This window comes from Streptomyces sp. SN-593 (assembly GCF_016756395.1).
Lineage (GTDB): Bacteria > Actinomycetota > Actinomycetes > Streptomycetales > Streptomycetaceae > Actinacidiphila > Actinacidiphila reveromycinica.
In genome coordinates this window covers 86,840-110,441 of sequence record NZ_AP018365.1, presented here as the reverse complement: position 1 = coordinate 110,441, position 23,602 = coordinate 86,840, and the positions used below count along the sequence as shown (strand labels likewise).

The following is a 23,602-nucleotide window of genomic DNA, read 5'->3' as shown; positions in this document are numbered from 1 at the left end:
CGCGATGCTCGCGGCCGCCTCCCGCTGCCGGGCCGGGGGTAGAGCCGGTCGGAGCCCACCCCGGCCACCAGCGTGGGCACCGTCACCCGGCGCAGCGCCGCCGCGGGGTCGGCCGCAAGCAGGGCGATGCCGTTGGTGTTCGCCGGGCCGACGGCAGGCGGCGCGCGCGAGCCGTCGTCCGCCTGCCGCCTGCCGCCGGCCCCGGGCGCGGGTGTCAACCGATCGGTGGATGCCCTGGGTCCACCCATCGCCGCCGGGCCGCGCCCCGGTGGTCGATCCGCCCGCACCCGCCGCGGCGGGACGCTGCTGCACGACGGCGGACACCCGCCGCCCGCACCGCAGCGGCCCACGGGAAGAGGCGTACGAATGACGGTCATCGAGGTCGACGGCCTGCGCAAGACCTACGGCGAGGTCACCGCCGTGCACGACGTGTCGTTCACGGTCCGGGAGGGCGAGGTCTTCGGCATCCTCGGTCCGAACGGCGCCGGCAAGACCACCACGGTGGAGTGCCTGTCCGGCCTGCGGGTCCCGGACGCCGGCACCGTGTCCGTGCTCGGCCTCGACCCCTCCCGGGAGCGCGACGCGCTGCGCCAGGTGCTCGGCGTCCAGCTCCAGGAGTGCGGACTGCCGGACAGGCTCACCGTCGGCGAGATCCTCGACCTGTTCGCGTCCTTCCACCGCCGGCCCGCCGACACCGGCGAGCTGCTGGACCGGCTCGGCCTGCGCGACAAGGCGGCCGCCCGCTACCGGAAGCTCTCCGGCGGGCAGAAGCAGCGCCTGGCCATCGCGCTGGCGATGGTCGGCCGTCCCCGCGCCGTCGTCCTGGACGAGCTGACCACCGACCTGGACCCGCACGCGCGGCGCGCCACCTGGGACCTGGTCGAGCAGGTCCGCGACTCCGGTGTGACCGTCGTACTGGTCACCCACTTCATGGAGGAGGCCGAGCGGCTGTGCGACCGGGTCGCGCTGATCGACGCCGGCCGGGTGGTCGCCGTGGACACCCCGGCGGGCCTGGCGGCGCGCGGCGACCGCGGCCAGCGGATGCGCTTCCGGCTCCCCGACGACTTCGACGACGCGGTCCTGCGCGCGCTGCCCGAGGTGACCGGCCTGACCCGTCACGGCGGGCGGATCGAGGTCACCGGCGACGCGAACCTGGTGCTCGCCGTGACCTCCCTGCTCGCCCGGCGCCGCGTCATCGCCGCGGACCTGAGGGTCGAACAGGCCACCCTCGACGACGCGTTCCTCGCGCTCACCGGCTCCGGCGCCGCCACCTCCCCGACCACCCGCCCCGCACAGGCAAGGACCTCCCGATGAGCGCCACGGCACCCGCAACCCCCTCCGCGCCGGCCGCCCCCGCCGCTGCCTCCGCACCCCGGACGACCCGCCGGGGCCTGCGCGCCCTGACCGTGACCCAGGGCAGGCTGCTGCTGCGCGAACCCGCCGCCGTCTTCTGGCTGCTCCTCCCGCTGGGGATGGTGGTCCTCTTCGGCAACATCCCCGCCTTCACGAAGGACACCGCCGCGCTCGGCGGCAGGAGCGTCATCGACGTCTACGTGCCGACGATCGCCGGGATGGTGCCGCTCTTCCTGGGCTGCGTCATGCTCCCGACGATCATGGCGACCCTGCGCGAGAAGGGCGTCCTGCGGCGGATGTCGGTGAGCCCGGTGCCCGTCGCCGGGATGCTCGCCGCGCTGCTGGCCGTCGTGGCCGTGCTGATCGTGGCCGGCGTCGTCCTCGTCGTCGCCGTCGGCCGGCTGGCCTTCCACGTCACGCCGCCGTCCGACCCGGGCACCGTGGCCGCCGCGTTCGTGCTGGGCAGCACCGCCGTCCTCGCCCTCGGCCTGGTGGTCGCCGCGCTGGCGCCCACCGCGAGCGCGGCCACCGGCTGCGGCGTGCCCGTCATGGTGGTCAACTTCTTCTTCAGCGGCCTGTACTTCCCCGTCGCGGAGATGCCGCCCACGCTGCGGGGGGCCGGCGCCTACGTCCCGTTCGGCGCGGTGACGGCCGCGTGGTCCGGCGACGGCGCCCTGTGGCAGCACCTGCTGGTCCTGGCCGGGTACACCGTGCTCGGCAGCCTGGTGGCGGTGCGCTCCTTCCGTTGGGAATGATGGGGCCGTGAACGCCAAGCGCGCGCCCCGGCCCGCCCCCGTCCCGGAGCCGGCCGGACGGCGCGCCCGGGCCGCCGGGTCCGGGGCCACCGGGTCCGGCTCGCGGGACGCACCACGGCCCGGCGACGAGTCCTTCCCGGTCCAGCGCTACCTGCCCTACGGCGGCCTGCTGATCGCCCTGGCACTGGCGGAGGCGCTGGGCGGACACGACCGCGCGCACCTGTGGGGGCAGCCGGTCCTGTCCGCGGGCGCCGCGCTGTGGATGTGGCGCATGGAAGTGCCCTACCCGGCGCCCGCCCGGCGCCGGGGTCGGGCGATCGCCTACCACGCCGGGCTGACCGCCTTCATCGTCGCCCTGGCCCTGCTCAGCCCGTTCTACGGGTTCTTCGCCTTCACCGGCTACCTGCACGCCGGTGTGCTGCCGACCTGGCTGCGCCCGCCGGCCGTGGCGGTGACCGCCGCGACGATGGCGCTGTGCCAGATCGGCGGCGCCGGCAACCTGCACGGCCGTGTCATCGGCGCCTACGCCGCGCTCCTGGTGGTCAACATGGTGCTGGCCGGCGTGGTCGTCCACCAGGTCATCGCCGACGACCAGCGCAGCCTGCGGCGGATGCGGACGATCGACGAACTCGCCGAGGCCAACCGGCGGCTGCACGAGACGATGGAGGAGAACGCCGGCCTCCAGGCGCAGCTGATCACGCAGGCCCGGGAGGCCGGCATCCTCGACGAGCGGCAGCGGATGGCCGGCGAGATCCACGACACGATCGCGCAGGGCCTGACCGGCATCGTCACCCAACTCGAGGCCGCGGACCGGTTCGACGACGACCCCGAGCGCCGCGGGCGGCACCTGGGAACGGCCCGGCGGCTGGCCAGGGAGTCGCTGGCCGAGGCCCGCCGCTCGGTGCAGGCGATGCGGCCCGGGCCGCTGGACACCGCGGCCCACCTGCCCGGTGCCATCGGCGGCCTGGCCGAGCAGTGGACCGAGACCTCGGGGATCGAGGTGCGGGTCGAGGTGAGCGGCGAGGCGGTGCCGCTGCCCCCCGCGCTGGAGGTCGTGCTGTTCCGCACCGCGCAGGAGGGGCTGGCCAACATCGCCAAGCACTCCGGCGCCCGCCGCGCCGGGCTGACCCTCACCTACACCCACGAGGTCGTCGTCCTCGACGTCCTCGACGACGGCGCCGGCTTCGACGCCGATGCGCGCGAGCGCGCGGAACAGCGCGCCGACGGCCACGGGTTCGGGCTCACCGCGATGCGCCGGCGGCTGCGCCAGGTCGGCGGCTCGCTGACGATCGAGAGCGCGCCGGGCGACGGGACGGTGCTGAGCGCCGGTGTCCCCGCGCTCGCACCCCTGCCCGGACCGGCCACGGCTCCCGCGATGCCGCCCGGGATCGAGCGGCCACCCCTGCCGTCCTCCGTACCCCACCCGCCGCCCGCGCCGCTTCCCTCAACCGCGCCCGCGCCGCGTCGTGGTGAAGCCGGCCGGTCCGGCCCCGTGGACACCCGCGCGGGCGGCGGAACGGCGGGCGTCGTGGACAATGGCCTGTGACCATTCGCCTGCTCGTCGCCGACGACCACCCCGTCGTGAGGGACGGCCTGCGCGGTGTCTTCGACGGCGACCCGGACTTCGAGGTCGCCGGCGAGGCCGCCGACGGGGCCGAGGCCGTGGACCGGGCGCTCGCGCTCGGCGTGGACGTGGTGCTGATGGACCTGCGGATGCCGCGAATGGGCGGTGTCGAGGCGATCGGCCTGCTGCGCGAGCGTGCCCCCGCCGTCCACGTGCTGGTGCTCACCACGTACGACAGCGACGCCGACGTGCTGCCCGCGATCGAGGCGGGCGCCACCGGCTACCTGCTGAAGGACGCGCCGCGCGACGAACTCGTCCGCGCGGTGCGCGCCGCCCACCAGGGGCAGCCGGTGCTCGCGCCCACCGTCGCGCAGAAGCTCATCGGCCGGGTGCGCGAGCCCGTCGCGCCCGCGCAGACCCTCACCGACCGCGAGCTGGAGGTGCTGCGGCTGGTCGCGGCGGGCACCACCAACCGAGAGGCGGCCCGGCACCTGTTCATCAGCGAGGCCACCGTCAAGACCCACCTGCTGCACTTGTACGCCAAGCTCGGCGTCCGCGACCGCGCCGCGGCGGTGGCCGCCGCCTACCGCACCGGTCTGCTCACCTGACAGTGAGGAGGTGACGTGGCTCCTCCGGCCCACCCCCGGGTCCGCACCGCGCGTCCGGTCAGCCGGGCGCGAGCCGGTCGGCGAGCGCGGTGAGGGCCGGGCCGAGCGGGAGGTCGAGGCGGAGGGCCGCCAGGTCGTCGCCCCGGGTGGCGCCCTGGTTGACGATCACGACCGGCGTGCCCTGCTTCGCCGCGTGGCGCGCGAACCGCAGCCCCGACATCACCGTCAGCGAGGACCCGGCCACGAGCAGCAGGGACGCCGCGTCCACCAGCGCGTAGCTGGCCCGGACCCGGGGGAGCGGCACCTGCTCGCCGAAGAACACCACGTCGGGTTTGAGGACGCCGCTGCCGCACGCGGCGCAGTCCACCGGGCGGAAGGCCGCCACATGGTCGGCGGGCAGCTCAGCGTCGCCGTCGGCGACGATCCGCGCGGTCAGCGCCCGGAACCCGGGGTTCGCCGCGTCCAGCCGGTCTGCCAGCTCCGCGCGCGGGGCGCGGGCGCCGCAGTCCATGCAGACCACCGTGTGCAGGGTGCCGTGCAGCTCCACCGCGTCCGGCGTGCCCGCGGCGGCGTGCAGGCCGTCCACGTTCTGCGTGACGACCCCCGCCACCAGCCCGGCCGCCACCAGCCTCGTGACCGCCCGGTGGCCCGCGTTGGGCCGGGCACCGGCGATCGACGGCCATCCGACGTGGCTGCGCGCCCAGTACCGGCGGCGGTTGTCCGCGCTGCCGGTGAACTCCTGGTACGTCATCGGGCTGCCGCGCCGCCGCCGGCCGGTCTCGCCGCGGTAGTCGGGGATGCCCGACTCCGTGGACAGCCCGGCACCGCTCAGCACCACCACGCCGCCGCGCGCGGCCAGCGGCACGAGCGCGTCCAGCGGCGCGGCCTGCCCGGCCGCGCTGGTCTGCTCCAGGGGTTCGGTACCGGTGTCCACGCCAGCAGGGTACGTCCGCGCGGCGCGCCCCGAGAGGCGGAACCGCGCGATCCGCGCGATGATGGAGTACTGCCCCTGGGGAGGTGTGTGCCCATGGACGAGTACCCCGCGGTCTACGAGCTGATATTCCAGGCGCCCGCGGTCGAGGACGACGTCGTCCTCGTTCACCGCACGGACGCGTCCGGCGCGGGCGGCTACCCCGTCTACGAGGACGACACCGGCATCGTGCGGGCCGAGATCAGCGCCGAGGGCGAGGTGCGGATGATGGCCAGCGGCGGCCACCAGCAGCCGGTGCCCCCGCACGCGGTCCGGGCGGCCTGAACCGGCACCGGCGACGGCCGGGCGGGACGCGGCGAGGGCGCCGTGCCCGGCCCGGCCGTCCGCTGTGCCCGGCCCGGCCGTGCGCCGGACCGTCCGTGAGCCGCGGCCGCGTCCGTTCGCCGTTCCCCGGGCGGGGGAGAGCCGTCACCCCGACCGGTCGGCTGCCCGCCCGGTCGCCCGCCCGGCGCCTGCCGAGGCCCTGCGGGGCCGTCCCCACGGCCGCGCCGCCCTCCCGGACCCGCTGCCGTCGCCGGGCCGCCGCCCCGCCGCCGCTCACGCGTCGCGGCCCACGCCGTCCACGAGGACCGCGCGGTCGCGCGCGGCCACCACGGCAGCGGACAGGCTCGCGATGTCGTACGCGCCGTGGTGCCGGCGGCCGTTGATGAAGAACGTCGGCGTGCCGGAGACCCCGCTCAGGTCGGCCGACTCCACGTCCCGCGCGACCCGCGCCGCGCCCTTGCGGGCCTTGAGCGCGTGCCGGAACCTGTCCAGGTCCAGCCCGAGCCGCTCGGCGTGCCGGACCAGGTCCTTGACGCCCAGCTCGTCCTGACTGGTGATCAGCAGGTCGCGCATCTGCCAGAACCCGCCCTGCAACGCGGCCGCCTCCGACGCCTCGGCGGCGAGCTGCGCGTGCGGGTGCACGTCGGTCAGCGGCAGATGGCGCCAGACGTAGCGGACGTCGCCGAAGTCGGCGAGCAGCTCGCGCACCACGTCCTCGGCCTGCCCGCAGTACGGGCACTCGAAGTCGCCGTACTCGACCACGGTGACCGGCGAGTCCAGCGGTCCGCGGACGTGGTCGCGCTCGGGGTCGACCGGCTCGGCCAGGTCCACCACGGACTGCGCGGTGCCCAGCAGCGCCCTGGCCCGCCGCGCCTCCGGCAGCCGGGAGGTGGCCAGCGCGACCGCGGAGGTGCTGAGCATCGCGAAGACCACCGCGCTCAGCACGCCGATCTTCGCCTCGTCCAGCTGCCGCCCGGAGAACGCCAGCGTCGCGATCAGCAGCGAGACGGTGAAGCCGATCCCGGCGATGGTGCCGCCGCCGGCCACCGCGCCCCAGCCGACCGGCGGGCGCATCCGGCCGCGGCTGAGCCGGCTGGCCAACGCCGTGGACCCCACGATGCCGACCGGCTTGCCGACGCCGTACGCCAGCAGGATGCCGAGCGTGATCGGGGAGGTGAACGCCCGCGACAGCAGCGACCCGTCGATCTCGATCCCCGCGTTGGCGAGCGCGAACAGCGGCACGATCGCGTAGCTGGACCACGGGTGCCACAGCCGTTGGAGCCGGTCGTTGGGGGACAGCGCGGAGGCCAGGCCCAGCCGCGCCTCCCGCTCCAGTTCGGGAGTGGGCTGCTCGCGGAAGGACCGGAACAGGCCGCTGGCCCGCTCCAGGGCCTCGCGCGGCGCCGGGTAGGCGAACGCCAGCAGGCCCATGATCAGGCCGACGACCACCGGGTCCACCCCGGAGTGCACGAACGCCGTCCACGCCCCGATCCCCAGCACCGCGTACGGGCCGCCGCGCCGCACCCCCGCGCGCCGGACCACCGCGGCCGCCACCAGGAACCCGAGGCCGACCGCAAGCGGCGTCCAGGCGATGTGCTCGCTGTAGGCGACCGCGATCACCGCGAGCGCCACGAAGTCGTCGACCACCGCGACGGTGAGGATGAAGGTGTGCAGCCGGCGCGGGAAGCGTGAGCCGAGCAGTGCCAGCATGCCCAGCGCGAAGGCGGTGTCCGTGGACATCGCGGTGCCCCAGCCGTGCCGGGCGTCCCCGCCGGAGTTCACCGCGAGGTAGATCGCCACCGGCACCGCCATGCCGCAGACCCCGGCCAGCAGCGGCAGCGCGATCCGGCGCCGGTCGCGCAGCTCGCCCATGTCGAACTCGCGCCGTGCCTCCAACCCGACGACCAGGAAGAACAGCGTCATCAGACCGCTGTTGACCCACTCGCGCAGGTCGAGGTCGACCCCGTGGCCGCCCCACTGCACCGACAGCCGGGTCGCCCACACCGAGGCGTAGTCGCCCGGCGCCACGTTCACCCACACCAGCGCCGCGACCGTCGCGGCGAGCAGCACCGCGGCGCTGCCCGTCTCGGTGCGGATGTACGCCCAGGGCGACGCCGTGCTGTCGCGGTCCCGCTCGCTGCGGTCCGGATCGTCCTCATCCGGCAAGGGAGCCGTGAAGCCCCGGAACATCCAGCCTCCCACTGTGTGAACTGCGCTGATCCCACCCTGGCACGTCCGGGCACCGCCGGGCACGCCCGAACCGCGCGCCGCCGGGCACGCGCGCACCGCGCTCCGGGCCCGCACCGGTGCCGCCGGTGCCGCAGTCTCCCGAACCGCCGGCGCGCACCGATCATTCCGCCGGTGCGGTCCGGTCGCCGTACCCCGCACGTCCGCGCCGCAGCCCCCGCGTGATCCCCGCCACGATCCGGTGGAACCGCCGGGCCGCGCCAGGCGTATTCCGTAGCGACCGCCGGTGATCCCTGACGGGTCCCGGGTGGGAGGATGGCCACGGTCGGAATTCGCACCACGACGACGAGGGGGCGGCCGGGGATGGCAGACGATGCCGTGATCGGCTGCACGGGGGAACTGCTGATCGGCACGCGTGGACCCGCCGGTCCCGGCGAGGTGCTGGTGCGGGTCCGAGGCGGCTCCGAAGCCTTTCTCGCCTGGTCGGACGAACCACTGCCCAAGGGCACGACCGTGCTCGTGGTGGAATCCCGCGGCAGCCGCCAGGTCGATGTCATCGAGTGGCTCGACGGAGTCGACACACCGGCGGGCTGAGCCGTGCACGTCACCGTGCACGTACCGCGCGTCCCGCGCACGTGCGCACACGAAGGACCGGCTGAGCCGCGCACAGAAGGAGATCATGGATGTTGGGATATCGCGTACCGGCGCCCGATGAGGCGATGCTCATCTCGGGCGGCCGACGGGGACTGGGAGGCGCTCCTTTCCGGGTGGTGACCGGCCACGGCAAGTTCGTCCTCCCGGTGTTCCGCAAGACCCGGTTCCTCACCCTCGCCATGTGCGAGGCGGAGGTCTCCGAGAAGTGCGTGACCCGGCAGGGCATCGGGCTGACGGTCAAGGCGGTCATCGCGTTCAAGGTCGGCAACGACCACGAGAGCATCGTCAACGCCGGGCAGCGCTTCCTGTCCGACCAGGACCAGATGGCGATACTCACCGGCCGGATCTTCGCCGGCCACCTGCGCTCGATCATCGGCTCGATGACGGTGGAGGAGATCGTCACCGAGCGCCAGAAGCTGGCGACCGAGGTGCTGGAGACCTCCAAGTCGGAGATGGCCAAGATCGGCCTGACCGTGGACTCGCTCCAGATCCAGTCCATCGACGACGGCGACACCGGGTACATCGACGCCATGTCGGCGCCGCACAAGGCCGCCATCCAGCGGCAGGCGCAGATCGCGCAGGCCCAGGCCACCCAGGCGTCGGTGGAGGCGCAGCAGGTCGCGGCGCGCAACCAGGCCGAGTACGCGCGGCAGACCGCCGTCGTACAGGCCGAGTACAACGCCGAGGTGGACCGGGCGCAGGCCCAGGCCGCCCAGGCCGGCCCCCTCGCCCAGGCGCACGCCCAGCAGGAGGTGCTCGCCGCGCAGACCGAGCTGGCGCTGCGCGCCTCCGAACTGCGCCAGCAGCAACTGGTCGCGGAGGTCGTCAAGCCCGCCGAGGCCGAGGCCGAGCGGATCAGGGTGCTGGCCGTCGCCGACGCCGAGCGGATGCGGATCCAGGCCGCGGCTGCGGCGTCGCACGACCGCGTGGCGCTGGACCGGATGCTCATCGACCAGCTCCCGCAGATCGTCAAGGAGGCGTCGGCGGGCCTGTCCGGAGCGAACGTCAACGTGCTCAACGGCGCGGACGGCCTCAGCGAGATCGCGGCGGGCCTGGTCAGCCAGGGTCTGACCATCCTGGACTCGGTCCGCAAGAACCTCGGCGGCGAGCAGGGCGGTGAGGCGCCCGGCGCCGGGCTGGCCCTGCGCGGGCAGGCCGACGCCAAGGGCGGGCGCGGTGGGTCCGCGTCCTCCTCCGACGGTCCGGTCTCGATCGACTGAGCCGGTTCCGCGGCACGTGCGGCGCCCGCCCGCCCCCTCCACGGGGGTGTGCGGGCGCCGCGCCCGTCCGGGGTCGGACGGTCCGACACAACGGGTGATTCGTCAGATTTTCATGGGGTATGCGGCCTCCGTACGGAATCTTCCCGGGGCCTCCCCGTGGACGGCCCGACCGGACGGAGTGCCGAGATGGCGACGACTGCCCACACCAACCCGCACGTGGCCGACGAAGGGCTGAGCGTCAGTGGGGACGCCCGGCCGCGGCCCGGCCAGACGCCGCCGGCGGAATCCGGCATCTCGGGGCTGGACGGCCCGGAGCGCGAACCGCTCAGCCGGGGCTGGGGCGCGCTGCCGATCGCCCTGATCATGGCGGTGGTCGTGCTCTTCGTCGCCGGGCTGCTCGGCTGGGCGGTGCAGATGATCTTCTGGCCGTCCGGCTGACGACGGCCCCGGTGGGGCGACGGCTCCGGCGGGAGGACGGCCCCCGGCGCGGCGACAGCTCCCGGCGGGGCGGCGGGCTGGCGGCGGGGCGGCGGCCCGCGACGGGGTACCGCGGCCCGACGGCGCGGGGTGCGGCCGGGCCGCGCCGCGGCCGCCGTTCACGACCCGCCGCGCAGGCCCCTCAGGTCCTTGACCCGCTGGATCTTGCCGACCGACCGCTCCAGCGTCTCCGGCTCGACCACCGTGACATCGACCGTCACCCCCACGCCGTCCTTCACGCCGCGCGCGATCGCGGCGGCCGCCGCCGCCCGCTGCTCGGGCCCCGCGCCGACCCGCGCCTCGACCCGCACCGCCATGTGGTCCATCCGGCCGGGCCGGGTCAGCTCGATCCTGAAGTGCGGGGCGACCGCCGGGGTGCGCAGCACGATCTCCTCGATCTGGCTGGGGAAGACGTTCACCCCGCGCAGGATGATCATGTCGTCGCACCGGCCGGTGACCTTCTCCATCCGGCGCATCGCCGGGCGCGCGGTGCCCGGCAGCAGCCGGGTCAGGTCCCGCGTGCGGTACCGGATCACCGGCAGCGCCTGCTTGGTGAGCGAGGTGAACACCAGCTCGCCGCTCTCGCCCGGCGCCATCACGGCGTCGGTGAGGGGATCGACCACCTCCGGCAGGAAGTGGTCCTCCCAGATGTGCAGGCCGTCCTTGCCCTCGGCGAACTCCTGCGCCACCCCGGGGCCCATCACCTCCGACAGGCCGTAGATGTCCACCGCGTCGATGCCGAACCGCTCCTCGATCTCGGCCCGCATCCCCTCCGTCCACGGCTCCGCGCCGAAGACGCCCACCCGCAGGGAGGTGCCGCGCGGGTCGACGCCCTGGCGTTCGAACTCCTCCAGCAGCGTCAGCATGTAGGAGGGGGTGATCATGATGATCTCCGGCCGGAAGTCCTGGATGATCTGCACCTGCCGGGCGGTCATCCCGCCGGACGCGGGGATCACGGTGCAGCCGGCCCGCTCGGCGCCGTAGTGCGCGCCCAGGCCGCCGGTGAACAGGCCGTAGCCGTAGGCCACGTGGACCTTGTGGCCGGGGCGGCCGCCGGCGGCCCGGATCGAGCGGGCCACCACCTCCGCCCACACGGACAGGTCGTGCTCGGTGTACCCGACCACGGTCGGCAGCCCGGTGGTCCCGCTCGACGCGTGCAGCCGCCGGACCTCGGCCATCGGCACCGCGAACATCCCGAACGGGTACGCCGCCCGCAGGTCCGCCTTCGTGGTGAACGGGAAGCGCGCCAGGTCCGCCAGGCTCCGGCAGTCCTCGGGCCGCACCCCGGCGGCGTCGAACTTGCGCCGGTACGGCTCCACGTGGTCGTACGCGTGGCGCAGCGTCGCCTGCAGGCGGCTGAGCTGGAGCGCGGCCAGCTCGTCGGGCCCCATCCGCTCCGCAGGGTCCAGCAGTTCGTCCGGGACGCTCCCGCTCATGCCACTCTCCCTCGCACTCCGGGCCCCTCCGCACCGACCGACCGATCGTTCGGTTCGACCTCGGAGCCAACGAATCAGCAACGGCTCCCGCTGTCAAGGATCCGCCCTGATCCCGGCTCCGATCTCCGCCCTGATCCGCGCCCCGGAGCCCCCGACCCGCGTGCACCCGCCGCCGTACGCGGGTCCCCGAATGCCGCCGTACGGGGGTCCCCGCACGCGGCCGCCCGCGTCCCGCCCGGGGCCGGGGCCCGCCCTTCGCTCCGGTCAGGACGGGGGCCCGCCCTCGCCGGCCGCCGCCGGGCGCGCGGCCTCGCCGCGGCGCGCCCGGGCGCGGTACCCGGCGACCTTCGCGAGGTTGCCGCAGCGCTCCATCGAGCACCAGCGGCGCCGCCGGGCCTGGGAGTCGTCCACGAACAGCAGCGAGCACGCCGGGTTGCCGCACTCCTTGACCCGCGCCGCGACCGGCCCGCCGAGCAGCAGCACACCGTCGCGTGCCACCGTGGCCAGCGCCGCCCCCGCGACCGGCCCCCGGTGCTGCCAGCGCACCCGCGGGTCGTCCGCGCCGGAGACCCGGCCCCCGACGCCGTCCGCACCGCCCGCGCCGGGGGCCCGCTCGCCCCCCGCGAGTTGCGGTGCCAGGTCCGGCAGCACGGCCACCCGGTTGACGACGGCGATGTCCGTCCTGCCGTACGGCCGGCCCGCCATCGCCGCGCGGACGAGGCGGTTCAGCGCCTCGCGCAGCACCCTCGCCTGGGCGAGCCCGGGGGCGCCGACCTGCGGCGGCGCCGTGCCGGACGGCAGCAGCCCCGCCTCCGCGAACCACCGGGCGAGCGCCGCCGGGTCGGGCAGCCGCTCCACCGGGTCCGTGTGACGCTTGCCGAGGGTGGCCACGAAGTCCAGGCACACCCGGCCGCCCACGAAGCGGAACCCCGGCCCGCTCTCGCCGCTCGCCGCGTCCGGCACCCCGGACACGCCCGCCCCACCTGCCGCCTCACCCGCCGAACCCGTTGTCACCATGCTCCGAAGGTAGCAGTTGACACTCTTTGAAGCGGTGTCGCAGAGTGGGGTGACCTCACCGGCGCGGCCGGGCCCGGCGCGTTCGCCCCGGCACCGACCGGCGCCCCGACGCCGACACGAGACAGGTGGCTGGCCCATGCGCGCGGTTCGGATCGACACGTTCGGCGGCCCGGACGTCCTCACCCCCGTCGAGGTCCCGGACCCCGTGCCCGGCCCCGGCGAGGTCCTGGTCCGGGTCGAGGCGGCCGGCGTCAACCGCGCCGACGCCCTCGCCCGCGCCGGCACCTACCACCGCGCCCGACCGCTCCCGCTCGTCCTCGGCCTGGAGGCGGCCGGCACCGTCGCCGCGGTGGGGGAGGGCGTGACCGGCCTCGCGCCCGGCTCGCGCGTGATGGCCATGGGCGGCGCCACCCCGGGGTTCTACGCCGAACTCGCCGCCGTGCCCGCCACCCGCGTGGTCCCGCTGCCGGACGGGGTGGACCCGCACGCGGCCGCGGGGATGCCCATCGCCTGGGTCACCGCGTGGTACTGCCTGCACCGGCTCGCGCGCCTCAAGGAGGGCGAGACCGTCGTCGTCCAGGCCGCCGCGAGCGGCGTGGGCACCGCCGCGGTGCAGATCGCCGCGCACACCGGCGCCCGGGTGATCGCCGCCGCGCGCAGCGCCGGGAAGGCGGGCTGGGCCGCGGGGTTCGGCGCCCACGAGGCCCTGGACACGTCGGCCTTCCCGGGCGAGGCGGCCGTCGAGGAGGTCCTGCGGCTGACCGGCGGGCGCGGGGCCGACGTCGTCCTGGACGCGGTCGGCGGCGACGTCTTCGCGCAGAGCCTGCGCCAGGTCGGCTTCGGGGGGCGGGTGGTGGCCCTGGCCAACGTGGCGCTGCGGCCCAGCACCGTGGACACCCGCGACTTCTACCCGAAGAACGCGTCCGTCCACGGCTTCCAGCTCACCGGCCTCGTCGAGCACGGCTACGACCCCCGCCCCGACCTGCGGGAGATCGCCGCCGGTGTGGCCGCCGGCACCTATCGGGTCCCCGTGGAGGCCACCTTCCCGCTCGACCAGGCGTCCCGCGCCCACGCGCTGCTCGAACAGCGGGCCAGCCGGGGCAAGATCGTGCTCACCGCGCAGGACTGAATGGCCGCCGGTCCGGCCCGGCGAGAGGCCGCCGGGCTTCCGCGCGGGCGGGCCCGGGTCTCCCGCCCGCCCCGAGGCGCCGGCCCCGCCCCGCGACGCGGTCGCCGGGCCGGTCAGAGTTCCGAGGTACCGGCGAGGACGGTGCTGGTCAGCAGGGACAGCTCGGCGCGCTGCCCGTCGCTGAGACGCGCGGTGAGGGCCTGGATGCGGCGGCCCGCGTCCTCCGCGCCCGCGCGGGCGAGGCGGTGGCCCTCCTCGGTGAGCGACACCAGGACGGCGCGCCCGTCGTGCGGCGAGGTGGTGCGGCGCACCAGGCCGCGCCGCTCGGCCCGGTCGACCAGGCCGGTCATGCTCGACTTGTCCAGCCCCAGGTGCCGCGCGAGGGCCTGCATGCCGGGCTCGCGGTCGCGGAGCACTCCGAGCAGGCGCAACTGCACCACCGACAGTCCGTGCTCGGCCGCGACCTTCCCCAGCGTCCCCTGCACCAGGAACGACAGTTGCACCAAGCTGTCGGTGATCCCGAAGTCGGTCACCTGGCCCTCCCCGCCGCCGCCCGCCTCCCCGTCCTCGCCCCTGTCGGCTGCCGCGCCTCCGCCCGGCGCCCCGTCCGCGCTGCCTGCCGCGTGCGCGGCAGCCGACGCGACGGGTGCGGGTGCGGCGGGTGTGGGTGCCGGTGTGGAGGCGGTGGGGGCTTTCGATGCGCTGGTGCGAGCGTCGTCGTCGGGCATGCCGCCATCGTAGCTTGACGTAGTACGTGGCACCAACTAATTTGGTTGGTGCCACGTACTACTGCGTGGCGCCCACCCCGCCCCGAAGGAATCTCAATGACGAAGTCAAGCCGCTTGTGTGACCGGTGGGGCGGAGGTGAACGGCTTTCCGTCACGCAGCATCGCCCACAGCACGTCGACTCGGCGGCGGGCGAGCGAGAGCAGGGCCTGAGTGTGCAGCAGCCCCTCGCCTCGCTTCCTGAGGTAGTAGTCCCGGGACGGGCCCGGCCGCATCATCGCGGACTGGGCAGCCATGTAGAACACCCGGCGCAGGCGCCGGCTGTAGCGTTTGGGCCGGTGGTAGTTGCCGGTGCGGCGGCCGGAGTCCCGTGCGACCGGGGCGAGGCCGGCGTGCGAGGCGAGGCTGCCGGCGTCGCGGTAGCCGGACAGGTCGCCGACGATGGCGATGAACTCGGCGCCCAGGATGGGCCCCATGCCGGGCATGGACTCTATGATCTCGGCGCGGTCGTCGGTGTGGAAGGTCTCACGGATCTCCCGGTCGTTGTCCTTGATCCGCTCGTCCAGGGCCAGGAGCTGGTGGGCGAGGTCGCAGACCAGCTTCGCCGACCGTTTCTCGCCGGGCAGTGCGATCTGCTGGGACTGGGCGGCCTCGACCGCCTTGGCGGCGACGTCGGCGGCGCTGCGGATCTTGCGGCGTTCGAGCCAGGTCGTCAGACGCTTGACGCCGATGCGGCGCAGGGCAGCCGGGGTCTGGTACTCGGTCAGCATGACGACCGGGCCTTTGGCCGCGGAGTAGTCGAAGGCCCGCTCCAGGGCCGGGCAGATGCCCACCAGCAGATCGCGAAGCCGGTTGATCAGCCGAACGCGGTCGGCGATCAGGTCGGTCCGGTAGTTCGTCAGCACCCTCAGGCTGGTGACCAGCTCAGGAGGCGTGTCCAAAACGGCGAAGCCCTTCGGGCGCATGCGTGCCTGATCGGCGATGACCCGCGCGTCCTTGGCGTCGGTCTTCCCCTCGCCTTTGTACGCGCCGGTCATCCGGTTGACCGTGCGGCCCGGCACGTAGACCACGCTCTGTCCGTGGGCGACCAGCAAGGCCAGCAGGAGCGTGGAAGCTCGGCCGGAGATGTCCACCGCCCAGCGGATCTCGTCGGCCCGCTCTCGGGCGGTCTCGATGAGAGCGAGGATCTGGGCCTCGTCGTTGATCACCTTCGTCGAGAACAGCGTCTCGCCGTCTGCGTCCAGGGCCACCGCCCAGTGGTGCCCCTTGCCCGCGTCGATGCCGACCCATATCCGGCCCTGTCGAGTGCTCAACCCGTCGCTTCCATTCCACCGTGACCAGCACTTCCGTGGCCCGAAGAACACTCCGCCGACAGGTCCCTAACCAGCGATGGCCGCAGTTCTCAATCAGTGGTCGGAGCGTCCCGGAGGACCGGGCGGCCATTCCTTCGGAGCCATCAACGGCAGAACCCCATCAGCCATACCCGGTCCTCCCGGACCGCCAACCATTCTTAGGGAACTGCCATGCGCGCCGCCGTCGTCCGATCGTTCGACCACCCGCCCCGTTACGAGGAGTTCGCCACGCCCGAGCCGACCGGCGACCAGGTCCTCGTGGACGTGCTCGCCGCCGGACTGCACCCCCGGGTCCGCTCCGGCGCGAACGGCAGCCACTACACCAGCGACGGCCGCCTGCCGCTGATCCCCGGCGTCGACGCCGTCGGCCGGCTGCCCGACGGCCGCCGGGCGTACTTCGTGGCCGACGACGACGCACCCGGCACCATGGCCGATCAGGCGCTCCTCGACCCGCGCCGCGCCGTCCCCCTGCCGGACGGGGCCGATCCGGTGGTGGTCGCGGCCGCGATGAACCCCGCGATGTCCTCCTGGGTGGCGCTGCGCCGCCGGGTCTCCTTCACGCCCGGGCAGAGCGTGCTGGTGCTCGGCGCGACCGGCAACGCCGGGCAGATGGCCGTGCAGATCGCCCGCCACCTCGGTGCGTCCCGGGTGGTCGCCGCGGGCCGCGACGCGGGCCGGCTGGAGACGCTCACCGACCTGGGCGCGACCGCGCTGGTCACCCTGGCCGGCGACCCCGAGCAGGCCGCGGCCCGCCTCGGCGAGGCCGCCGCCGACGTGGACGTGGTCATCGACTACACCTGGGGCGCGCCCACCCAACTGGCCATCCCCGCCCTGCTCACCCGCAGGACCGACCGCAGCGCGGCGCTGGACTGGATCCAGATCGGCTCCACGGCCGGGGCGGACATCACCCTGCCGTCCTTCGTGCTCCGCGCGGCCAACCTGCGGATCATGGGCAGCGGCCAGGGGTCCCTCACCGCGGCCGGCATCGTCGCCGAACTGCCGGCCCTCATCGAGGAACTGGCCGCCGGCACGCTCAGTGCCGCGGCCCGCGCCGTGCCGCTCGCCGAGGTCGAGCGGGCCTGGACCGCGCCCGTCGAGCCCGGCCGCCGCCTGGTGCTGACGCCCACCGCGTAGCGGCTGCCCGGCCCGGCCGCCGCCCGCCGCGCCGCCGCCCCCCGGCCCGTCCCCTTCCCTCGGCTGGCGGCCCTCCGGCCCTCGCGGTAGGACAGAGGTGCGAGGCCGCGATCCGCGGGCAGGCGCATGGTCAAGGACAGCAGCCGGGCCGCAGAAGGGAAGAGCTATCGTGGCACGACCGAAGATCCTCGTGGTGGGCGCCGGCTTCGCCGGGGTGGAATGCGTACGGCGGCTGGAGCGCAGACTCGGCTCCGACGAGGCCGACCTGGCCCTGGTGACGCCGTTCTCCTACCAGCTCTACCTGCCCCTGCTCCCCCAGGTCGCCTCCGGCATCCTCACCCCGCAGTCCATCGCGGTGTCGCTGCGCCGCAGCCGGAGGTACCGGACCCGGATCATCCCGGGCGGCGCCGTCGGCGTGGACACCAAGGCCAAGGTCTGCGTGGTCCGCAAGGTCACCGGCGAGGTCGTCAACGAGCCGTACGACCACATCGTGCTGGCACCTGGCAGCGTCACCCGCACCTTCGACATCCCCGGACTCGCGGACAACGCGCGCGGCATGAAGACCCTCGCCGAGGCCGCGTTCATCCGGGACCACGTGATCGCACAGCTCGACCTCGCGGACGCCAGCCACGACGAGGCCGAGCGCGCCTCCCGGCTCCAGTTCGTCGTCGTCGGCGGCGGCTACGCCGGGACCGAGACCGCCGCCTGCCTCCAGCGGCTGACCAGCAACGCGCTGTGCCGCTACCCGCGGCTGGACCCGCGCCAGATCAAGTGGCACCTGATCGACATCGCACCGAAGCTGATGCCGGAGCTCGGCGACAAGCTCGGCCTGAGCGCGCAGAAGATCCTCCGGGACCGCGGCATCGACGTCTCGCTCGGGGTGTCCGTCGCCAAGGCCGGCCCCGAGGAGGTCACCCTGACCGACGGCCGGGTGCTGCCGTGCCGCACGCTGATCTGGACCGCCGGCGTCACCGCGAGCCCGCTGATCGGCACGCTCGACGCGGAGACCGTGCGCGGCCGCCTCGCGGTGACCGCCCAGATGACGGTGCCCGGCCGCTCCGGGGTCTTCGCGCTGGGCGACGCCGCCGCCGTGCCCGACCTCGCCAAGGACGAGGACGGCTCGGTCTGCCCGCCCACCGCCCAGCACGCCATGCGCCAGGGCCGCGCCGTGGCCGACAACGTCATCGCGACGCTGCGCGGCCGCCCGCTCAAGCCCTACGTGCACCACGACCTGGGCCTCGTGGTCGACCTCGGCGGCCGCGACGCGGTGTCCAAGCCGCTCGGCGTCGAGCTGCGCGGCATGCCCGCGCAGGCCGCCGCCCGCGGCTACCACTGGTCGGCGCTGCGCACCAACGTGGCCAAGACCCGCGTGCTCACCAACTGGCTGCTCAACGCGGTCGCCGGGGACGACTTCGTGCGGATCGGCTTCCTGGCCCGCACCCCGGCCGCGATGCGCGACTTCGAGTACACCGACGCCTACCTGACGCCCGAGCAGGTCCGCGAGCACGCCGCGGCGGGCCACTTGCAGCAGGAGTGAGCCCCGCCCCGGCCCGGAAGGCGGGGGCCGGAGCCCCTCCCGGGCCCGCCCCGTGCCGGCCGCGAAGGGCGGTCGGCACGGGGCGGCTGACCGGCCCGGGTCCGCGCGGCCCCCGCCGGATGGCATGATCGGAGCGTGGCAGACCGCATCACCGCCGCCTGTGACGGCGCGTCCAAAGGAAATCCGGGCCCGGCCGGCTGGGCCTGGGTCATGGCAGACGGCTCGGGCGAGCCCGAGCGATGGGAGGCGGGCCCGCTGGGCACCGCGACCAACAACGTCGCCGAACTCACCGCCCTCGAACGGCTGCTGACGACCGCCGACCCCTCGGTGCCGCTGGAGGTCCGGATGGACTCCCAGTACGCCATGAAGGCCGTCACCACCTGGCTGCCGGGCTGGAAGCGCAACGGGTGGAAGAACTCCGCCGGCAAGCCCGTGGCCAACCAGGAGCTGGTGGTCCGCATCGACGCCCTCCTCGCCGGCCGCACCGTGGAGTTCCGGTACGTGCCCGCGCACCAGGTCGACGGCGACCGGCTCAACGACTTCGCCGACCGGGCCGCCAGCCAGGCCGCCGTCGCCCAGCAGCCGGCCGGCAGTGCCGCGGGGTCCCCGGCGCCGCCGCCCGCGCCCGCGAGCAGCCGCAAGCCCGCCAAGGGCGGCTCCCGGTCCGGCGCGCGCGGCGCGTCGTCCGGCTCCGCCCCGGCCGGCGGCGGATCGGCCGGCGGGGGATCGGCCCGGACCATCAAGGCGAGGTACGCCGGCACCTGCCGTAGCTGCGGGCGCCCCTACGCCGCCGGCGAGCCGATCACGAAGACCCCGGACGGCTGGGGCCATCCGGAGTGCCGCTGACCTGGTCGGGAGCCGGACCGATCGCCGCCCGCGGCTCCCGGTAGCGCAGCAGCAGCATCGCCGCGTCGTCGTGCAGCGGGCCGCGGGCGTGCGCGATCAGGTCCGTCCGCAGCGCCTCCAGCGCGCGCTGCGGGTCCCGCTCGGCGAGCAGCAGGTACGCCCGCTCGCCGAGCGGGTAGAAGGCCCCGGCCGGGTCCCGCGCCTCGGTGACGCCGTCGGTGTACAGCAGCAACTGGTCGCCGGGGCGGAAGTCCACCTCGAACGGCGGCGGCAGGTCGTCCGGCCGCAGGCCCAGCCCGAGCGGCAGCGCGTACTGCGGGGGCTCGGGAAAGTCCACCCGCCCGTCCGGGTGCAGCAGCATCGGCGGCGGGTGGCCGAAGTTCAGCAGCGTGGTGCGGCCCCGCAGATCGATCTCCGCCATCACCGCAGTCACGAACTTCTCCCCGCGCAGCGTGCGGTCCGCCGCCCGCCGGACCCGGTCGCCGACGCCCTCCAGGGTCTCCTCGTCGTGGGCCGCCTCCCGGAACGCGCCCACCACCACCGCGGCGGTCTCCACCGCCTCCAGTCCCTTGCCCTGCACGTCGCCGATGACCACCCGCACCCCGGCGGGCGTGGGCACCACCTCGTACAGGTCGCCGCCGATCCGCGCCTCGGTCACGGCGGAGGTGTACGACACGGCCGCCCGCAACCGGCCGGCGCTGCGCGGCACCGGCCGAAGCAGCACCCGCTGGGCGACCTCCGCGATCGACCGGACGTTCGCCAACTCCTCCTCGCGCCGCTGCCGGGTGACCGCGGCGATCACCGCGGCGACCGTCACGCCGACCACCGCCCCGATCGCGGCGAACCCGCGGCGCTCGGCGAACAGGCCGTCGACCTCGCCGAGCGCGCACACCACGGCCACCGCCAGCGCCCCGATCACCGCCGTGCGCTGCCAGGAACCCACCAGGCCGGCGAAGGCCGGGCCGAGGGAGACCAGCGGCAGCGCGCCCACGCTCTGCCCGCCGATCCCGTCCACCAGCGCCACCAGCGCCATCACCGCGTACGGCAGCACCGTCAGCGGCAGGGGGGCCGAGGGGCGCTCCAGGGCGACCGGGAGGCGGCTGCTGCCCTGGGCGTCGGTCAGGTCCGGGCCGTCGTCATCGGCGTCCACGGCGCGGTCGGGGCGGATGAGGCCGGCGGCCCCCTCGCCGGGCATGCCGCCGGACGTGCGCGGGGCGCGCGGGTGCCCGGGGGCAGCACGGCGCTCGGCCCGGAATCCTCGCAGCGCGCTCACCTCGCCTTCCCCGTCCGCCCGGTCGGCCCGCGCGCATCCGCCGGCCCGCCGATCCGCACATCCTGTCGTCGGGCCGGGCCCCGCGGTCCGGTGGCCCTGGTCAAAGTTTCGCGCACCGCGCGCCCGTGCGCACAGGAGTATGCGGTACCCGTGTGCGAAGCGAGCGGCGCGTTCAGGACGGCGGGTTGCCCGTGCGGCCCGCGACGAAGGGCGTGATCTCGAAGGTGTCGTCGCAGACGGTGACCTGGCCGTCGAACGTCAGCGACGCCTTGCTGCCCGGCGGGTACATCCTCAGCTGCGCCGACGCGGCCAGGCAGGTGCCCTGCTGGTTGACCGTGTGGATGGTGTCGCTGGCCGCCGCGCCGGGCTGGAGCACGACCGCGGCGTACGTGCGGGCGTCGCGGGTGGCGGGCTGGCCGATCTGCCGGCCGTTCGCGTCGAGCAGCGACAGGCCCGGGTAGCCGGCGACGCGGCAGGTGGTGGCGCTCTTGTTGGTGATCACGAGGTAGCGGTAGAGGTTGCCCGCGCCCGCGTCGCTGCCGCCCAGGCCCGCGGACAGTTGTGCCGCGGTGCACATCGGGGCGGTGTCCGCCGACGTCGGGGGAGTGGTGGGGGTGGCGTCCGGTGCACTGGAGGCGGCGCCGGACGACGGCGTGGCCGAAGGACGGCCGGCGGGGGTGTGCGTGCTCTGCCCGCCGGTGGCGCTCGGGGTGCCGGGCGTGGGCGTCGGGCGGCCGGACGGGGTGGGAACCCCGCTGGCCAGGGAGCGGTCGGCCGGCGGACCCACCACCGTGCCGTCTCCGCCGGGAGCGATCACCCCGGTCAGGAACAGCGCGCCGGCGATGACGGCGGCGGCCGCGGTGCCGCCGGCCAGGGCGCGCGCCCTTCGCCGCCGCGCGGCCCGGCGCCGGACCCGCTCGAACGTGCCGGGCGGGGCCGCCAGATAGCCGCCCGGGGACCGCAGCAGCCGCTCCACGGGGTCGGAGCCCTCGTCGCGGCGGTCGGGCCCGCCGGAATCCGCGGGGGTGCCGGAGCCGTCCGGGGGCAGCTCGGGGCCGTCAGGAAATCCGGTCATGGTTCCCCCCGAGCTTCGCGCGCAGCAGTTCGCGGGCGGCGTGCAGGTCGGCCTTGACGGTGCCCTCCCGGCGGCCCAGCAGGGCCGCCACCTCGCGGACGGGCAGGTCCGCGTAGTAGTAGAGCAGAGCCGGGTCGCGCAGCCGCTCCGGCAGCGACTGCACGAGCATCCGCACCGTGGGGTCGGCCGCCTCCGGCTGCTGCTTCACCGCTTCCTCCGTCTTCACCCGGCGCAGCGCGCGCCGCTCGCGCTCCAGTTTGCGCCAGTGGTCGCGCACCAGGTTCGCCGCGGTCACGTACAGGAAGCCGCTGGGTTCCTCCACCTTCGTCCAGCGGGCCCAGAGCCTGGTGAACGCCTCGGCGGCGATCTCGTGCGCGGTCCCGTCGTCGTCCACCAGCTTGCGCACCCAGCCCGCCAGCCGCGGGTACAGGGCCGCGAACAGCTCGGAGGCCGCGCGCTCTTGAGACCGGATGGTCGCTCCCCTCGCTCGTCGTCGTGCCTGCCCGGCGGGCTCCGCCGACCGTACCGGTCCGGTCATCCCGGCCGGACCGGCGGGCGCCATCCGGCTCACGACCCGGAGACCAGCGAGGCGTACACGATCACGTTGTCCGGGTAGCCGCCGCCCCCGCTGATCCGGGTCCCGCCGCACGTGATGAGACGCAGTTCGGGGTGGTCCACGTTCCCGTACACCGACGACGTCGGGAAACGGGACTTCGCGACGGTCTGCACGCGGTCGACGGCGAAGGTCGCCACCGAGCCGTCCGCGCGGGTCACCGCCACGGAGTCGCCCGCCCGCAGGCGGTCCAGGTGCAGGAAGACCCCGTCGCCGTACGCGCCCACCGTGACGTGGCCGAGGAGCACCGACGGGCCGAGCTGGCCCGGGGTCGGCGAGCCGTCGTACCAGCCCGCGGGGGAGTCCTTCGCGATCGGCGGCACCTTCACCTCGCCGTCGGACGCCAGACCCAGCGCCATGACGGAGGTGTCGACGCCGATCGACGGGATGCGCAGCCGCGACGGCACCGAACGCGCCATCGGCCGCGCGGACGCGGCCGGAGCCGGGGCGGAGGCGGTGGCCGGGGCGGCCGGGCTCACCGACCCGCCGTCGGACGGGGTCTGCGCGGGCGAGGTCGACTGGCACCCGCACAGCAGCGCCAGGCCCGCCGCGAGGGCGCACAGGGCGCTCCCGCGGCGGGTCCGGCGGCCGGCGGCGCCCTGGCGAACGGCGGTCACGCCGGCCGGGGCGCTCAACGGCCGTCCCGCACCTTGCGGCGCAGCGCCACCGCGATGCCGGCCACGCCGACCGCGGCCACACCCGCGCCGGTCGCGGCGAGCGCGGTGGAGTCACTGCTGTGCGAGACGGCCGCCAGGCCCGTGTCGGGGGCGCCCGAGGGCACCGTCGGCACCTGCGCGCCGCCGGTGCCCGCGGAGGGCGCGGCGGTCGGAGCCGTGGAGGGCGGGGTGGTCGGGGTACCGCCGTCGTTCCCGCCCTTGCCCGCCGCCAGCGGGGTGATGGCGAAGGTGTTGTAGCAGTCGGTGATCGCGCCCGGGATGGTCAGCGACGCGGTGTTCCCCGGCGGGTAGACCTTCAGCTTCGTGGACGCCGGCAGGCAGGTGCCCTGGTGGTTGACCGTGTGGATGGTGTCGCTGGCCGCCGCGCCGGGCCGGAGCACGACCGCGGCGTAGGTCCGGGCGTCGCGGGTGGCGGGCTGGCCGATCTGCCGGCCGTTCGCGTCGAGCATCGACAGGCCCGGATACCCGGTCAGGTGGCACGTCGTCGAGCCGGTGTTGGTGATCACCAGGTAGCGGTAGAGGTTCCCGGCGCCCGCGTCGCCGCCGCCGAGGGCGGCGCTGAGCTGCGAGGTGCCGCACATCGGGGTGCCGGACGCGTCGTCGACGGGTGAGGACGCCATCGCCGGCGCCCCGCCCAGCACGGCCGCCGCGAACACCGCGGCCCCCGCGGCGAGTGAACTCTTGCGCATGTCCTGCTCCTTGTCTTCCCGGATG

The 23,602-nt window shown here is 75.3% G+C and carries 23 protein-coding genes; 12 read left to right on the top strand and 11 right to left on the bottom strand.

The window, feature by feature from the left end:
• The first annotated feature begins 366 nt into the window (after positions 1-366).
• From RVR_RS00460 to RVR_RS00445, 4 genes are read left to right on the top strand one after another with little or no spacing between them, the layout of a single operon-like run.
• Positions 367-1,314, top strand: a complete 948-nt coding sequence (locus tag RVR_RS00460; RefSeq protein ID WP_202231868.1) for an ABC transporter ATP-binding protein — start codon at positions 367-369, stop codon at positions 1,312-1,314.
• On the top strand, positions 1,311-2,108 hold the full coding sequence (locus RVR_RS00455; RefSeq protein WP_202231867.1) for an ABC transporter permease: 798 nt from the start codon (positions 1,311-1,313) through the stop codon (positions 2,106-2,108). The genes RVR_RS00460 and RVR_RS00455 overlap by 4 nt, the downstream gene beginning before the upstream one ends.
• A 7-nt stretch (positions 2,109-2,115) precedes the next feature.
• Entirely contained in the window at positions 2,116-3,654 is a 1,539-nt protein-coding gene (locus RVR_RS00450) for a sensor histidine kinase (protein WP_202231866.1), read from the top strand.
• Positions 3,651-4,280 carry a response regulator gene (locus RVR_RS00445; RefSeq protein WP_202231865.1) on the top strand — a complete coding sequence of 210 codons (630 nt, stop codon included), beginning with the start codon at positions 3,651-3,653 and terminating at the stop codon, positions 4,278-4,280. The genes RVR_RS00450 and RVR_RS00445 overlap by 4 nt, the downstream gene beginning before the upstream one ends.
• Before the next feature lie 58 nt (positions 4,281-4,338).
• Here RVR_RS00445 and RVR_RS00440 read toward each other — a convergent pair whose 3' ends face one another.
• Entirely contained in the window at positions 4,339-5,214 is an 876-nt protein-coding gene (locus RVR_RS00440; protein WP_202231864.1) for an NAD-dependent protein deacetylase, read from the bottom strand.
• A gap of 93 nt (positions 5,215-5,307) precedes the next feature.
• Here RVR_RS00440 and RVR_RS00435 point away from each other — a divergent pair, with 93 nt between their 5' ends.
• Positions 5,308-5,535 carry a DUF6296 family protein gene (locus tag RVR_RS00435; protein ID WP_202231863.1) on the top strand — a complete coding sequence of 76 codons (228 nt, stop codon included), beginning with the start codon at positions 5,308-5,310 and terminating at the stop codon, positions 5,533-5,535.
• A gap of 273 nt (positions 5,536-5,808) precedes the next feature.
• Here the strand turns inward: RVR_RS00435 and nhaA are convergent, their stop codons facing one another.
• On the bottom strand, positions 5,809-7,725 hold the full coding sequence (gene nhaA, locus RVR_RS00430; RefSeq protein WP_202231862.1) for a Na+/H+ antiporter NhaA: 1,917 nt from the start codon (positions 7,723-7,725) through the stop codon (positions 5,809-5,811).
• A 360-nt stretch (positions 7,726-8,085) separates the two neighbouring features.
• Between nhaA and RVR_RS00425 the strand changes: the two genes are divergently transcribed.
• The 3 genes from RVR_RS00425 to RVR_RS00415 all read left to right on the top strand — a co-directional run bounded on the left by RVR_RS00425 (position 8,086) and on the right by RVR_RS00415 (position 10,034).
• Positions 8,086-8,316 (top strand): hypothetical protein, encoded by a 231-nt coding sequence (locus RVR_RS00425; RefSeq protein WP_202231861.1) that lies wholly within the window; start codon positions 8,086-8,088, stop codon positions 8,314-8,316.
• 89 nt (positions 8,317-8,405) lie between these two features.
• Complete coding sequence (locus tag RVR_RS00420; RefSeq protein ID WP_237404484.1) at positions 8,406-9,596, top strand: SPFH domain-containing protein; 1,191 nt, start codon at positions 8,406-8,408, stop codon at positions 9,594-9,596.
• A gap of 186 nt (positions 9,597-9,782) precedes the next feature.
• Positions 9,783-10,034: a DUF6480 family protein gene (locus tag RVR_RS00415; RefSeq protein ID WP_202231860.1), complete on the top strand. Its 252-nt coding sequence runs from the start codon at positions 9,783-9,785 to the stop codon at positions 10,032-10,034.
• Between the two features lie 158 nt (positions 10,035-10,192).
• Here the strand turns inward: RVR_RS00415 and paaK are convergent, their stop codons facing one another.
• On the bottom strand, positions 10,193-11,509 hold the full coding sequence (gene paaK / locus RVR_RS00410; protein WP_202231859.1) for a phenylacetate--CoA ligase PaaK: 1,317 nt from the start codon (positions 11,507-11,509) through the stop codon (positions 10,193-10,195).
• A gap of 264 nt (positions 11,510-11,773) precedes the next feature.
• Positions 11,774-12,526 carry a CGNR zinc finger domain-containing protein gene (locus RVR_RS00405; RefSeq protein WP_202231858.1) on the bottom strand — a complete coding sequence of 251 codons (753 nt, stop codon included), beginning with the start codon at positions 12,524-12,526 and terminating at the stop codon, positions 11,774-11,776.
• A 136-nt stretch (positions 12,527-12,662) separates the two neighbouring features.
• Between RVR_RS00405 and RVR_RS00400 the strand changes: the two genes are divergently transcribed.
• Entirely contained in the window at positions 12,663-13,655 is a 993-nt protein-coding gene (locus tag RVR_RS00400) for a quinone oxidoreductase family protein (protein WP_202231857.1), read from the top strand.
• Between the two features lie 113 nt (positions 13,656-13,768).
• Here the strand turns inward: RVR_RS00400 and RVR_RS00395 are convergent, their stop codons facing one another.
• Together RVR_RS00395 and RVR_RS00390 are read right to left on the bottom strand one after the other, a co-directional pair.
• Entirely contained in the window at positions 13,769-14,383 is a 615-nt protein-coding gene (locus tag RVR_RS00395; protein ID WP_202231856.1) for a MarR family winged helix-turn-helix transcriptional regulator, read from the bottom strand.
• Between the two features lie 105 nt (positions 14,384-14,488).
• Positions 14,489-15,694 (bottom strand): IS110 family RNA-guided transposase, encoded by a 1,206-nt coding sequence (locus RVR_RS00390; RefSeq protein ID WP_202231855.1) that lies wholly within the window; start codon positions 15,692-15,694, stop codon positions 14,489-14,491.
• 210 nt (positions 15,695-15,904) lie between these two features.
• Here RVR_RS00390 and RVR_RS00385 point away from each other — a divergent pair, with 210 nt between their 5' ends.
• The 3 genes from RVR_RS00385 to RVR_RS00375 all read left to right on the top strand — a co-directional run bounded on the left by RVR_RS00385 (position 15,905) and on the right by RVR_RS00375 (position 19,250).
• Positions 15,905-16,867 carry a quinone oxidoreductase family protein gene (locus RVR_RS00385; protein WP_202231854.1) on the top strand — a complete coding sequence of 321 codons (963 nt, stop codon included), beginning with the start codon at positions 15,905-15,907 and terminating at the stop codon, positions 16,865-16,867.
• Positions 16,868-17,036: 169 nt separating this feature from the next.
• Positions 17,037-18,404, top strand: coding sequence for an NAD(P)/FAD-dependent oxidoreductase (locus tag RVR_RS00380; RefSeq protein WP_202231853.1), 1,368 nt, complete (start codon positions 17,037-17,039; stop codon positions 18,402-18,404).
• 135 nt (positions 18,405-18,539) lie between these two features.
• Entirely contained in the window at positions 18,540-19,250 is a 711-nt protein-coding gene (locus RVR_RS00375) for a ribonuclease H family protein (protein WP_202231852.1), read from the top strand.
• Here RVR_RS00375 and RVR_RS00370 read toward each other — a convergent pair.
• The 5 genes from RVR_RS00370 to RVR_RS00350 all read right to left on the bottom strand — a co-directional run bounded on the left by RVR_RS00370 (position 19,207) and on the right by RVR_RS00350 (position 23,577).
• Entirely contained in the window at positions 19,207-20,283 is a 1,077-nt protein-coding gene (locus tag RVR_RS00370; RefSeq protein WP_237405190.1) for a PP2C family protein-serine/threonine phosphatase, read from the bottom strand. The two genes, RVR_RS00375 and RVR_RS00370, sit on opposite strands and share 44 nt — an antisense overlap.
• Positions 20,284-20,695: 412 nt before the next feature.
• Positions 20,696-21,598: a DUF4232 domain-containing protein gene (locus tag RVR_RS00365; RefSeq protein ID WP_202231851.1), complete on the bottom strand. Its 903-nt coding sequence runs from the start codon at positions 21,596-21,598 to the stop codon at positions 20,696-20,698.
• Positions 21,582-22,070: an RNA polymerase sigma factor gene (locus RVR_RS00360; protein ID WP_237405189.1), complete on the bottom strand. Its 489-nt coding sequence runs from the start codon at positions 22,068-22,070 to the stop codon at positions 21,582-21,584. The genes RVR_RS00365 and RVR_RS00360 overlap by 17 nt, the downstream gene beginning before the upstream one ends.
• 95 nt (positions 22,071-22,165) lie before the next feature.
• Positions 22,166-22,846, bottom strand: a complete 681-nt coding sequence (locus RVR_RS00355) for a class F sortase (RefSeq protein WP_237404483.1) — start codon at positions 22,844-22,846, stop codon at positions 22,166-22,168.
• Entirely contained in the window at positions 22,843-23,577 is a 735-nt protein-coding gene (locus tag RVR_RS00350) for a DUF4232 domain-containing protein (protein ID WP_202231850.1), read from the bottom strand. The genes RVR_RS00355 and RVR_RS00350 overlap by 4 nt, the downstream gene beginning before the upstream one ends.
• Between the last annotated feature and the right edge of the window lie 25 nt (positions 23,578-23,602).